This is a genomic window from Pseudooctadecabacter sp., assembly GCF_965657175.1.
Taxonomy (GTDB): domain Bacteria; phylum Pseudomonadota; class Alphaproteobacteria; order Rhodobacterales; family Rhodobacteraceae; genus Octadecabacter.
Genome location: NZ_CBFHNH010000006.1, coordinates 42,692 through 54,380 on the forward strand (window position 1 = coordinate 42,692; position 11,689 = coordinate 54,380).

The window sequence follows — 11,689 nt, forward strand, 5'->3', positions numbered from 1 at the left end:
CCTCCACGCTGCATGTCTAGCAGGCACGACGCGCGAGGAAAGTGATGAACACACCCGCACATCTGATTTTCGGCATGGCGGCTTTTGCCAAACCGGACGCCGCCAAGGTGACGGCGGCGGCGATTGCGGGGGCGTTGATCCCGGATTTGTCCTTGTACCTGATGGCGGGGTTTCATCTGTTTGTGCTGGGCACGGACCCGCAGGTGGTATTCGGAGAGCTGTATTTCTCCGACCTCTGGCAGACGATTTTCCGCATCGATAATTCGTTTATCCTGTGGGGGATCGGTCTGGGGCTGGCGCTGGCCTGCCGTTCGGCTTGGGCGATTGCGCTGTGCGGGGCGGCCTTGCTGCACATCGGGCTGGATTTTCCGCTGCATCATGATGACGGGCGGGCGCATTTCTGGCCCATCACGAATTGGGTGTTCGAAAGCCCTGTCAGCTATTGGGACCGCGATCATTATGCGGGCATTGTGGGGCCGATTGAGATCGGTCTGACCCTGATTTTGAGCGGGGCTCTTTGGCGTCGGTTCAAGGGCTGGATCATGCGTGCGCTGATCGCGCTTTTGGCGGTGGCGGAGGCCGTGCCGGTTTTTGTGTGGATGTTCATGTTCGATGGGGGCCAATAGGCGCCCTTAGACGTTTGCAACTAAAAAACGCGGCCCCGAGCAGAGGGCCGCGTTTTTCTTTTGGCAGTCTTGATGGTGAAGTGGCGCTTAAGCTGCGCGCGCTTCGAGTTCTGCAGCTTCTGCCACAGCGCGGCGCTCGCTCTCCTCGCGGGAGAGGGCCACGGAGGTGCGGACACCTTTGCCTACGAAGTCCATGAGGCCCTGAACAACACGCTCATTCGGGTCGATGCCCGCGCAAGACAGAACCTCACGGCCGTCGCGCGAACGTGCCCAGCGAGCAATCTGCTCAGGCCCGTTGCCATACTTCTTGTCATCAGCGATGGCGTCATCCAAGGCGGCCAATACCACAGCCGCAAACAGTTTGCGGGCGCGGTTGCCTTGTTCATTGTTAAACGCTGTGCCGTCGACGAAATCTCGCATATTCGGTCCTTAGTTTGGGTCGTTGTTGTTTTTAGTCTTGTACCTGGCGTGCGGTGCAATATGCACGCATTCGCCCGATTCGGGGGGCTTCATTTGGAATGGCAGCCATGCGTGTATGGCATACCTTCCCGATTCGACCAACAACTTCTGGTTGGCTTGCACGGGGTATCACCACCGGATATAGGCTCGGTTAACAAATCTTCAACCTTTCGACAAAATTTGGACACAATTGACCCATGGCGAAAATCAACGGCAACGAGATCAGAATCGGCAACGTGTTGGAACACAATGGTGGCCTGTGGGCTGCGGTGAAAGTCGATCATGTGAAACCCGGTAAGGGGGGCGCATTTGCCCAAGTTGAAATGCGCAACCTGCGCAACGGATCCAAACTGAACGAACGTTTCCGGTCCGCTGACAAAGTTGAGAAGGTCCGTTTGGAGCAGAAAGATCAACAATTCCTTTACGAAAGCGACGGAATGTTGGTGTTCATGGACACCGAAACCTATGAGCAGATCGAACTGCCTGCGGAATTGTTGGGCGAACGTCGCCCGTTCCTGCAAGACGGCATGATCGCGGTGATCGAATATCACGAAAGCGAGGCACTGAACGCGTCCTTGCCACAAAAGGTCACTTGCAAGATTGTCGAGACCGAGCCGGTGGTCAAAGGCCAAACAGCGGCCAATTCCTTCAAACCTGCGATTTTGGACAACGGCGTGCGCGTTATGGTGCCGCCGTTCGTGGGGCAGGACGAAGACATCATCGTGAACACCGAGACGATGGAGTACTCCGAACGCGCCTGATCTCCTGCGCTGACCTCATTGAAAACGCCGCCCCCTGTCGGGGCGGCGTTTGTTGTTTTGATGGGGGTATGTGGCGGGTGTGAGCCCCTCACGGCGGGCATTTGATCGTGGTGAAAGATGCGCCTCCGGCGGGAGCGTGAGAGGTGGAACACAAACGATCCAGTGGATCGTTTGCACCTTGAACGGGCGGAGCCCCAAGGGGCTAGATGAAGTCAGGACCGGCGCAGGACCGCGCTGTCTGCCTGCATGTCGTCCGTGGCGCGGTCAAAGCGCAGATGGGCGAGGGCGTGGTTGCCCGATTGGGTGTAGAGTGTGCCAGCTGCTTTGCCGTTGGCCGTGATGTCAGTGCCCACAGAAGCGGTGCCGGTGATGGCGACCTGCACAAGGCCCTTTTTCAATTCGGTTTTGTGCTTCATCCGGGCGGCGATTTCTTGGCCGACGTAGCAGCCTTTGCGAAAGTCGATACCGTTGAGGCGTTCGAATCCGGCCTCGAGGATATAGGTGTCTGGGGTCAGCTCAATCCCGGTTTCGGGGATCACATGGGCCACGCGCAGGGCGTCCCAATCGGTGTCATCGGACAGGTCTGTGTCCCCATATAGACGCCATCCCATGTCGGGGTGACGGGGGTCTTGCAGCGCGCCCTCCGGTGGGGTGCCTGTGCCGCGTGAGACGATGAGGGGGCTTTCCTCAATCTGCACATCCGCGCGCAGACGGTACATGGTCAGCCTTTGGGCCAAGGTGGGCGCGTGGGTGGTCGCCACGTCGATCAGCAGGCCATCGCCCGTGTCATGGACAAAGAAATCCGCGATGAATTTGCCCTGCGGGGTCAGTAGCGCCGCATAGACGAGGCCTTGCGCGGCTTTGGTGATGTCATTGGTCACCAGCCCTTGCAGAAAGTCGCGGGCGTCGGTGCCGGTGAGGCGGATGAGGGTGCGATCTGTCATGGGGTGTATCTAGGTACGCGGTTGCCGCCTGAAAAGACGGCTGAGCCAACTGATCGGGGCGGCACGTTCCGGTGTGACGCGGCCTTTGCGTGCGGGGCGGTTGGTGCTGTCGACCACTTGTTTGCCATCGCGGAACTGCAGTCGGTAAAGATCGGCATAGAGCCCGCCACGGTCCAGCAAGTCGTCATGGGTGCCTTCGTCCACCACGCGGCCTTTGTCCATGACGACAATCTTGTGGGCGTTCTGGATGGTCGACAGGCGGTGTGCGATCACAAGCGTGGTCCGCCCCTTGGCGAGGCGGTCCAGCGCGCTTTGCACGATGGCCTCCGATTTGGTGTCCAGCGCGCTTGTGGCCTCATCCAGCAGCAGGATTGGCGTGTCGCGGATCAGGGCGCGGGCAATGGCCACGCGCTGTCGTTGGCCGCCCGACAGGTTGGACCCGCGCGGGCCTGCAGAACTGTCGAGGCCTGCGGGCAGGTTGTCCAGAAAATCGGTCACATGGGCGTTTTGCAATGTTTGCGCCAAGGTGTCTTCGTCGATCCCCGTTGTTCCCAAAAGGATGTTGTCGCGCAGGGTTTCGTCAAAGAGCGCTGCATCCTGTGCGACGGTCGAAATCAGGCCGCGCAGGCCTGCAATGTCCAGATCGGCAATGGCAGTGTCATTGAGGGTGACGGTGCCTGCCTGTGGTTCAACCAAACGTGTGAGCACATTGAAAAGCGTGCTTTTGCCCGCACCGGAGGCCCCGACAAGGGCCGTGGTCTGACCGGCTTCGGCTGTGAAGGTGGTGCCGTTCAGGACGGGCAGGTCATCATAGCTGAGGTGGACGTCTTCGAACCGGATGTTCGGGGCGGCGGTGGGGATGTCGCGCGCAGAGGCGGGCGACAGCAGCGTGGGCTGCGCATCAAAGAGGTCCAGCAAGCGGTCGACCGCCGCCGCAGCGGCCTGCCACAAGCCCGACAGGTTGCCCAGACGGCGCAGGGGGTCAAAGGCGATGGCCATTGCGGTGAAGAAGGCCATGAATTCGCCCACGGTCTTTTGCCCGTCGATGATCTGGCTGCCGCCATAGGTCAGCACCGCGAGGAAGCCCAGACCGGCCATGATATCGACGAAACTGGGGATCAGGGCTTGGCCGAAGGCGGCCTCGGTCTCTGTGCGGACGCGGCGGCCTGTCAGGGCCTCATACCGCTGGGCTTGATATTCTTCGAGACGGTTGAGTTTGATCGGGTTGATGCCGTGAAAGACCTCATCCAGACGGGTGGACATTTGGGCGGCCACTTCACGTGCGGCGCGGGCTTTGCGGCGTACGAAGGTCTGGATCAACAGGGATGGCAGGATCATCACGGGGATGCCGATGAGGGCGATCACCGTCCACAGCCAGTCGATATAAAGTGCCACCGCGAATAGGGATATGGCGGCAATCAGATCACGCCCAAGGCCGGTGATGATACCTGTCCAGACCTGCCCCAGCGCCTGTACGTCGCCTTGTACCCGTTCAATCAAGGTCCCCGGTGAATGGTGCTGGTGAAAGGCCGTGTCGAGCAGCATCAGGTGGCGCAAAAGGTCTGTGCGCAGATCGGCGGCAGATTGTTCGGCCACCCGTTTGAGGATCACGCGCTGGGCGACGGACGTCACCGCGCGGGTGACAAACAGGCCAAACATGATGCCGCCCACGACCCAGATCGCCCCGCTTTGCCCGCCAATGAAGACGTTGTCGAACATCGGCTTCATCATGTAGCTGAGAACGCCGAAGGTGGATCCTTCGAGGATCATCAGGATCAGAGCCGCCGCCAGTAGCAGTTTGTGACGGCTCAGATATTCACGCCACAGCCATCCCAGCATCTGGCGGGAGGATCGTTCAGCGCCTGTGTTTTGGTCCGTCATGCGGGGGCCGTCCTTTAGGGTCGTCTTCCGTCTACGCCCGAATGGTCGCAGGGGAAAGGCGGTGTTGGTTGACGCGCCGCACAGGGCGGTTACGTTCAGCGCGACGTTACCCCAACATAGGAATCTGCGCATGTTTGCCAATGGTCTGTCGTACCTTGCTATTCCCGGCCCGTCCGTCATGCCAGAGCGTGTCTTGCGCGCCATGCACCGCGCCGCACCCAATATCTACACTGGTGAGCTGCATGATGTGACGCGCAGTCTGATCCCTGATTTGAAATCCGTGGCAGGCACCGCGCACAATGTGGCCATTTATATTGGCAACGGACACGGGGTCTGGGAGGCCGCGCTGTCCAATGTGATCGGCGCGGGCGACACCGTGCTTGTGCTCGCCACGGGCCGGTTCTGTGTGGGCTGGGGGGAGATGGCCGAGGGCCTTGGCGCCACGGTTGAGACGATTGATTTCGGTGACAGCGATGCCGTGGATCTCGCACAGGTTGAGGCCGCGTTGCGTGCCGACACCCAAGGGCGCATCAAGGCCGTGCTGACGGTCTTGGTCGACACATCGACCGGCGTTCTGAATGACATCAAAGGCGTGCGTGCGGCGATGGATGCGGCAGGGCATGACGCGCTGTTGATGTGTGATTGCATCGCGTCGTTGGGGTGCGATGAATACCGGATGGACGACTGGGGCGTCGATATTACCGTGGCGGCCAGCCAAAAGGGGCTGATGACGCCGCCGGGGATCGGTTTTGTCTGGTTCAACGACACGGCAGACGCCGTGCGCGGGACCATCTCGCAGGTGTCGCGCTATTGGGATTGGCGGCCCCGTGTGGATGCCGATGAATACTGGAAGTTTTTCGATGGCACCGCCCCCACGCACCACATTTATGGATTGCGCGAGGCATTGGATATGATCGCCGAAGAAGGGCTCGAGGCCGTTTGGGCCCGTCACGCAGGGCTGGCGCGCGCCATTTGGGCGGCGATTGATGTCTGGTCGTCGGCGGGGCCGATGGAGATTAACGTGGCAGATGAGGCCGCGCGGTCGCGGGCTGTCACATCGCTGAAACTGGACGAAGGGCAGAGCGATGCCCTGCGGGCGTGGTGTGAAGAGAAGATGGGCGTAACGCTGGGGATCGGTCTGGGCCGCACACCGGCCAGCGCCTATTTCCGGCTGGGCCATATGGGACACGTGAACGGGCACATGGTGCTGGGGTTTCTGGGCACGATTGATGCGGGCCTCAAGGCGTTGGATATCCCCCACGGGCGCGGTGCGCTGGAAGCGGCATCAGCCGTCTTGGCCGACCTCAGTCGGGGCTAGGCGGGCCGCGCGCAGGCGGATCAGCCCGTCAATCAAGGCCGCCGATAAGATGACCCAAACCGTCCCCCACAGGGCGGCGATGGTGAAGAACGCCATAAATAGAATGCCGAACACGGTCGCGAGAAAGGCGTTTGTGTAATTTTCGACACGTCCGGGATATCGTCTCATCAGGTGCTCCTTTCTCTCTCAACGCATTAACCCTAACGCGGTTTCGTGAAAAATCACCTAAAGCTTTTGTGCAGCCTCAAGCGCCTTTGGCAGGGCTTCGGCCACTAGGACCATATCGGGGGCAGTCCCGCATGAAATCCGGATGCAGCGGTCTTGGGGGGCAACAAAGGGCATCCGCACGAAAATCCCCTGCGCTGTCAGGTTGGTCAGAACCGCACGGGCGAAATCGCCGTCCTGCCCGCAATCGATCGCCACGAAATTCGTGGCGGACGGAATGGCGCGCAATCCGTTGTCCTCGGCAATCTGATAAAGTGCCTCGCGGGATGTCCCAATCTGGCTGCGGATGTCGTCGATATAGGCGTCGTCCGCCAAGGCGGCCAAGGCACCGGCCTGTGAAATCCGGCTCATCCCGAAGTGGTTGCGCACGCGGTTGAAGGCGGTGATGAAATCCACATGCCCCACGGCATATCCCACCCGCGCCCCGGCCATGCCGTATGCTTTGGAAAAGGTGCGGGTGCGGATGACGCGGGCGTCGAAGATGTTGAAGGCAGGGCCCGTGCCGTCAGGCGCCAATTCCACATAGGCCTCATCCAAGACCAAAAGGCAGCCTTCGGGCAGGTTCTGAATCATCAACTGGATGGTCTGCGCGTCGTGGCAGGTGCCCATAGGGTTGTCGGGATTGGACAGATAAATCAGCTTCGCGCCGACCTCACGCGCTTTGGCGATCAGACGGTCAGGGTCTTCGTGATCGGCGGTGTAGGGGACTGTGTGGATCGTGCCGCCATAGCCTGTGACGTGGTAGTTAAAGGTCGGATAGGCGCCTGCGCTGGTCACCACGTGATCGCCTGCCGTGATCGTCAGGCGGACAATGCTGTCCAAAAGCCCGTCGATGCCGGACCCTACAACGATATTTTCGGCCGGTACATCATGTTTGGCGGCAAGGGCGTGTCGCAGGTCGTGGCTTTCCGGATCACCGTATTTCCAGACGTCCCCAGCGGCGGCCTTCATGGCTTTGATCGCCTTGGGGGAGGGGCCGAACACGCTTTCATTTGCGCCAAGACGCGCTTTGAACGGCTGGCCGTTGGCGCGTTCCTGTGCTTCGGGGCCGACAAAGGGCACAGTTGCGGGAAGGGACGCGGCAAGGGGCGTCAGATGCGGTGACGTTTTGGGTGTTTGGCTCATGGAGGGGAGTGTGCGGCGCGCCTTCCCCTTTGAAAAGAGGGAAGGCGCCTCCCATCTCTTTTAGAGGAGGATTTTGCGATGAAATTTACGCGACGTGGGTTTTTGGCGACAACCGGAGCAGCAGCGGGTGCGCGGCTGGCGGGTCCTTTGGCGCGGTCTGGCGGTGGGCGACGGGTGTTGACCTTGGTCTATGATAAATCGCTAGGCATGATGCGCGCGGTTGAGCGGATCGTGCCGTAAGACCCTGTGCGGGTTGAGGCGGACCGACCCTCCGGGGGGAGTTTTTCGGGCCAGATGAAGATGGGGCCGCGTTCCGCAAGGGTTTTGTGCAAACGCGCGCGCTTCTGGTTGGAGGGCGCGCGTTAACCTTGATGTCGGGTTAAATCAGATCTCGTTCAGTTGGGCCAAAGCGGCGCTCAACTGCGCGATTTCTTCTTCCCGCAGGGCAAGGTTGGATTTGGCCTCTTCGACCACCTCCTCCGAGGCGTTGGCCGCGAATTTGGGGTTGCTCAGCCGTCCGCGCAACCCGCCTGCTTCCTTTTCGACTTTGGCCAAGGATTTGGAAATGCGGGCTTTTTCGGCGTCCACGTCGATAATGTCGGCCAAGGGCAACGCAAAGGTCGCGCCACGTGTGCCGACCATCATTGATCCCTTAGGGGCGTCACCCACTGTCAGGCTGTCCACACGGGCGAGCCGTTTGATTAGCGCCTCACTGCCTGTCCACGCGGTCTGGGCGGCGGCGTCAGCCTCAACCTGAACCAGCGGCACGTAAAGGCCCGCAGGGACGTTCATTTGGGCGCGGGTGGAGCGGATGTTTTCAATGATCTGGATCACCCATGACATTTCCTGATCGGCCGCGTCATCTACCAGATCGGTGCCATAATCGGGCCAGTCTTCGTGGGCCAGCAGGGTCGTGTGACCCGCCAGCGCCCATAGTTCTTCGGTGATGAAGGGCATGATCGGATGCAGCAGGATCAGGCATTGATCCAAGACCCACGACAGGGTCGCGCGCGTTTCTGCCTTTTCCGCGTCCGTGCCATCCATCAAGAGCGGCTTGCTGAGTTCCAGATACCAATCGCAGACCTTGCCCCAGACGAATTTATACAGCGCATCGGCGGCATCGTTGAAGCGGTAGGTGGCGAGGGCGGCGTTCACGTCCTCCAGCGTTTTGGCGGTTTCCCCGATGATCCATGTGTTGACGGATTTGGTAGGAGAGGGGCGATCACCGCGCAGGCCGAAGCCTTCGTTCATTTCGGCAAAACGGGCGGCATTCCACAGCTTGGTGCCGAAATTGCGGTAGCCCGCGATGCGCGAGGTGTCGAGTTTCAGCGCACCGCCAAGGGAGGCCATGGCCGCATTGGTGAACCGCAGCGCGTCGGCGCCGTATTCGTCGATGATATCCAGCGGGTCGATGACGTTGCCGGTGGATTTCGACATCTTCTTGCCCTTGGCGTCGCGCACGAGGCCATGGAGGTAGATGGTGTCGAAGGGGATTTGATCGACGACGGCCAACTGCATCATCATCATCCGCGCGACCCAGAAAAACAGGATGTCCTGACCGGTGATCAGATCGGACGTGGGGAAGTATTTCTTCAGTTCCGGCGTGTCCTCAGGCCAGCCGAGGGTGCCGATGGGCCAAAGGCCAGAGGAAAACCAGGTGTCGAGGACGTCGGGATCACGCGTGAGAACGGCATTGTCACCGGCCTCAGCCTGCGCCTGCGCCTCGGTTGTGGCACAGAATTGGTTTCCGTTCTGATCGAACCAAACCGGAATCTGATGCCCCCACCACAGCTGGCGCGAGATGCACCAGGGCTCAATATTCTCCAGCCAGTGGTAATACGTCTTCTCGCCACTCTCTGGCAGAATCTTCACCGTCCCGTCTTTCACCGCATCCAGCGCGGGGCCGACGATTTTGTCGGTGTCCACGAACCATTGGTCCGTCAACATCGGCTCAATCACCACTTTCGAGCGATCCCCAAAGGGCTGCATGATCTTTTTGGGTTCAACCAGCGGAACTTCTTGATCCTCGCGCGCCTCGCCGCCTTCTTCGGGGGCCACGGGTTTGATGGCGTTCTTGCCCAGACGGGGATCGTGGGCGGGGACCATCACGGCGAGGCCTTCAGCGGTGATGTCCGCGACAACGGCGCGTCTGGCCTCGAACCGGTCGAGGCCGCGGTAGGCTTCGGGTACAAGGTTCATGGCGGCGATCATCGCCTCATCAAAGTCCTGTTCGCCATTGGCGATCTTCCGGGCGATGGCTGCTACTTCGGCGTAGGGTTTGCCATCGGCGCGCATCGCCCCCTTGGTGTCCATCAGCGCATACATCGGCAGCTTGGCGCGCTTGGCGACCATGTAGTCGTTGAAGTCATGGGCACCGGTGATTTTCACCGCGCCGGAGCCGAAATCCATGTCCGGATAGTCATCGACAATAATCGGAATCAGACGGCGTTGGTCTTTCGGCCCGACCGGAATTTCACAGAGTTTTCCGATGATTGGCGCGTAACGTTCATCTTTCGGATTAACCGCAATCGCGCCGTCACCCAGCATGGTTTCAGGCCGCGTGGTGGCAATGGAGATATAGTTACGCTCTTCGCTAAGTGTTGTATTCCCGTCCTCGTCTTTTTCGACGTAGGTGTAGGTCGCGCCGCCTTCCAGCGGGTATTTGAAATGCCACATGTGACCATCGACTTCGATGTTTTCGACTTCGAGGTCCGAGATCGCGGTTTCAAAATGGGGGTCCCAGTTGACCAGCCGTTTGCCGCGGTAGATCAGACCCTTGTTGTACATCTCAACAAAGACCTTGATGACGGCGTCGTGGAAATTGCCGTCGTTGCCCGTGGGCGCACCGGGGGCGCCGGACATGGTGAACGCCTCACGGGACCAATCACAGGACGCGCCGAGGCGTTTGAGCTGGTTGATGATTGTACCGCCTGAGGTCTCTTTCCAGTCCCACACTTTTTGCAAAAACGCCTCCCACCCCAGTTCGGTGCGCTTGGGCTGCTGGGTTTCGGCCAGTTGACGTTCCACCACCATTTGTGTGGCGATGCCTGCGTGGTCGGTGCCCGGCTGCCACAGCGTGTCAAACCCACGCATGCGGTGCCAGCGGACCAGAATATCCTGAAGCGTGTTGTTGAAGGCATGGCCCATGTGCAGCACGCCCGTGACATTGGGGGGCGGGATCATGACGCAGTAGGTGTCGGCGCGCGATGCGTTGGCACCTGCTTTGAAGGCGTCCGCAGACAGCCAGCGATCTGTGATCCGGGCCTCAGCCTCGGCCGCGTCGAATTTCTTTTCCAGTGCCATGGGGCGATCCTTTGATCCGTGTTTGCCTGTGAGATAGCCAAACAAGCGCCCAAGGGCCAGAGGATATGGGCCAGAGGATAAGGGACAGACGAAATGGCGGAATTTGAGTATTTTGGGCAAAACGAAACAGGGTGCCCAAGCGCGGCGGGTAAAGACACCCCCCGGACACGCGTAAGCTCAGGCTTGCGTGACACGAGGGGTGGCTTCGTCTTGCACGGCCATCGGCTCTCCAGCCTGTACCGTGCATTAACGTTAACGCGCCGTGGGTTAAGGGAGCGTTACCTTTGGTTTCGTTTTGCCAAAAATACTCAAAACGCCAACGGGCGCTGTTTAACGCGCCGTTGCAAGTGGGGCGCGGTGGCCGGGACGTAGGACGGCCGGATCATAGGGCGTGCGGGCAAAGACGTCGCGCACCATGGGGGCGAAATGGTCGATGGGTTTGTGGGGGTAGGCGGGGTTAAAGGAGGCCTGATCCCAGCGTTCGCAAAAGGTCACGCAGTCGTCGAAATAGGCATGGCCCGCATAGGCCTGACGTTTTTCGGGGTCCGCGCCCACGTGTTCCCCATAGTAGACCAGTTGAAAGTCGCCGTGTTTTTCGACGACCCATGTGACTTGTTCGCGCACGAAGGGCCGCAGGATCGTTGCGGCATATTCGTCATGATTGTAGGGGGCGAAGATATCCCCGATATCGTGCAACAACGCCCCGACAATCCAGTCGATGTCTGCCCCGTCGGCCTCGGCCCGTGTGGCCGATTGCAATGAGTGTCCCAGACGGGTGATTTGATACCCCGACAGGCTTTCGTCCAGCGACACCAGCGCGGTGAGCAGACGGTCCGCCGTGCCTTTGGTGTATGCGACCTCATGATCGGTCAAAAACGCATAGTCTTCGGCGTCGCCGTCTTTCATCTGGGTGAATTTAACGTGGTCCATGGGCTGTCCTGACGCTGGTTTGGTGCAGTTTGAAAGGGGATGCTGGCGCGCGCAAGGGGGCGATTGGGGGCTGGACGCGCACGGCGGACCCGCTAGGGTCCAAGCCAACATCAACAG

Annotated in this window: 11 protein-coding genes; 4 read left to right on the plus strand and 7 right to left on the minus strand. The window is 60.1% G+C overall.

Translation table 11 applies throughout. The features are described from left to right. Window positions 1-44: 44 nt before the first annotated feature. On the plus strand, window positions 45-626 hold the full coding sequence (locus ACTG36_RS07110) for a cobalamin biosynthesis protein CobQ (RefSeq protein WP_375282138.1): 582 nt from the start codon (window positions 45-47) through the stop codon (window positions 624-626). Between the two features lie 87 nt (window positions 627-713). On the opposite strand, the gene ACTG36_RS07115 is transcribed toward ACTG36_RS07110, so the two are convergent. Then, the gene (locus ACTG36_RS07115; protein ID WP_296420936.1) at window positions 714-1,046 is read right to left on the minus strand and encodes a DUF6280 family protein; all 333 of its coding nucleotides are present in this window, start codon (window positions 1,044-1,046) and stop codon (window positions 714-716) included. Window positions 1,047-1,282: 236 nt separating this feature from the next. Here ACTG36_RS07115 and efp point away from each other — a divergent pair, with 236 nt between their 5' ends. After that, window positions 1,283-1,846 (plus strand): elongation factor P, encoded by a 564-nt coding sequence (gene efp, locus ACTG36_RS07120; RefSeq protein ID WP_296420934.1) that lies wholly within the window; start codon window positions 1,283-1,285, stop codon window positions 1,844-1,846. A 212-nt stretch (window positions 1,847-2,058) separates the two neighbouring features. On the opposite strand, the gene ygfZ is transcribed toward efp, so the two are convergent. Next, window positions 2,059-2,790, minus strand: coding sequence for a CAF17-like 4Fe-4S cluster assembly/insertion protein YgfZ (gene ygfZ / locus ACTG36_RS07125; protein WP_439141854.1), 732 nt, complete (start codon window positions 2,788-2,790; stop codon window positions 2,059-2,061). A 9-nt stretch (window positions 2,791-2,799) separates the two neighbouring features. Next, entirely contained in the window at window positions 2,800-4,671 is a 1,872-nt protein-coding gene (locus tag ACTG36_RS07130; RefSeq protein ID WP_375282136.1) for an ABC transporter ATP-binding protein, read from the minus strand. Between the two features lie 130 nt (window positions 4,672-4,801). On the opposite strand from ACTG36_RS07130, the gene ACTG36_RS07135 reads away from it, so the two are divergent. Next, complete coding sequence (locus tag ACTG36_RS07135; protein ID WP_375282135.1) at window positions 4,802-5,989, plus strand: pyridoxal-phosphate-dependent aminotransferase family protein; 1,188 nt, start codon at window positions 4,802-4,804, stop codon at window positions 5,987-5,989. Here the strand turns inward: ACTG36_RS07135 and ACTG36_RS07140 are convergent. Together ACTG36_RS07140 and ACTG36_RS07145 are read right to left on the minus strand one after the other, a co-directional pair. Then, a complete protein-coding gene (locus ACTG36_RS07140; protein ID WP_375282134.1) occupies window positions 5,957-6,157 on the minus strand; it encodes a hypothetical protein in 201 nt (66 codons plus the stop codon). The two genes, ACTG36_RS07135 and ACTG36_RS07140, sit on opposite strands and share 33 nt — an antisense overlap. Window positions 6,158-6,214: 57 nt before the next feature. Beyond that, window positions 6,215-7,339 carry a pyridoxal phosphate-dependent aminotransferase gene (locus tag ACTG36_RS07145; protein ID WP_375282133.1) on the minus strand — a complete coding sequence of 375 codons (1,125 nt, stop codon included), beginning with the start codon at window positions 7,337-7,339 and terminating at the stop codon, window positions 6,215-6,217. 78 nt (window positions 7,340-7,417) lie between these two features. Between ACTG36_RS07145 and ACTG36_RS07150 the strand changes: the two genes are divergently transcribed. Further along, complete coding sequence (locus ACTG36_RS07150) at window positions 7,418-7,579, plus strand: Tat pathway signal protein (RefSeq protein ID WP_375282132.1); 162 nt, start codon at window positions 7,418-7,420, stop codon at window positions 7,577-7,579. Between the two features lie 144 nt (window positions 7,580-7,723). Here ACTG36_RS07150 and ACTG36_RS07155 read toward each other — a convergent pair whose 3' ends face one another. Together ACTG36_RS07155 and ACTG36_RS07160 are read right to left on the minus strand one after the other, a co-directional pair. Continuing rightward, window positions 7,724-10,642 carry a valine--tRNA ligase gene (locus tag ACTG36_RS07155; RefSeq protein WP_375282131.1) on the minus strand — a complete coding sequence of 973 codons (2,919 nt, stop codon included), beginning with the start codon at window positions 10,640-10,642 and terminating at the stop codon, window positions 7,724-7,726. Between the two features lie 330 nt (window positions 10,643-10,972). Further along, window positions 10,973-11,572, minus strand: a complete 600-nt coding sequence (locus ACTG36_RS07160; protein ID WP_375282139.1) for an HD domain-containing protein — start codon at window positions 11,570-11,572, stop codon at window positions 10,973-10,975. Window positions 11,573-11,689 lie beyond the last annotated feature (117 nt).

Excerpts from the sequence above, each read along its gene's own strand:
- ACTG36_RS07110 (WP_375282138.1), top strand. The coding sequence starts at position 45 with ATGAACACACCCGCACATCTGATTTTCGGCATGGCGGCTTTTGCCAAA.
- ACTG36_RS07115 (WP_296420936.1), bottom strand. The coding sequence starts at position 1,046 with ATGCGAGATTTCGTCGACGGCACAGCGTTTAACAATGAACAAGGCAAC.
- efp (WP_296420934.1), top strand. The coding sequence starts at position 1,283 with ATGGCGAAAATCAACGGCAACGAGATCAGAATCGGCAACGTGTTGGAA.
- ygfZ (WP_439141854.1), bottom strand. The coding sequence starts at position 2,790 with ATGACAGATCGCACCCTCATCCGCCTCACCGGCACCGACGCCCGCGAC.
- ACTG36_RS07130 (WP_375282136.1), bottom strand. The coding sequence starts at position 4,671 with ATGACGGACCAAAACACAGGCGCTGAACGATCCTCCCGCCAGATGCTG.
- ACTG36_RS07135 (WP_375282135.1), top strand. The coding sequence starts at position 4,802 with ATGTTTGCCAATGGTCTGTCGTACCTTGCTATTCCCGGCCCGTCCGTC.
- ACTG36_RS07140 (WP_375282134.1), bottom strand. The coding sequence starts at position 6,157 with ATGAGACGATATCCCGGACGTGTCGAAAATTACACAAACGCCTTTCTC.
- ACTG36_RS07145 (WP_375282133.1), bottom strand. The coding sequence starts at position 7,339 with ATGAGCCAAACACCCAAAACGTCACCGCATCTGACGCCCCTTGCCGCG.
- ACTG36_RS07150 (WP_375282132.1), top strand. The coding sequence starts at position 7,418 with ATGAAATTTACGCGACGTGGGTTTTTGGCGACAACCGGAGCAGCAGCG.
- ACTG36_RS07155 (WP_375282131.1), bottom strand. The coding sequence starts at position 10,642 with ATGGCACTGGAAAAGAAATTCGACGCGGCCGAGGCTGAGGCCCGGATC.
- ACTG36_RS07160 (WP_375282139.1), bottom strand. The coding sequence starts at position 11,572 with ATGGACCACGTTAAATTCACCCAGATGAAAGACGGCGACGCCGAAGAC.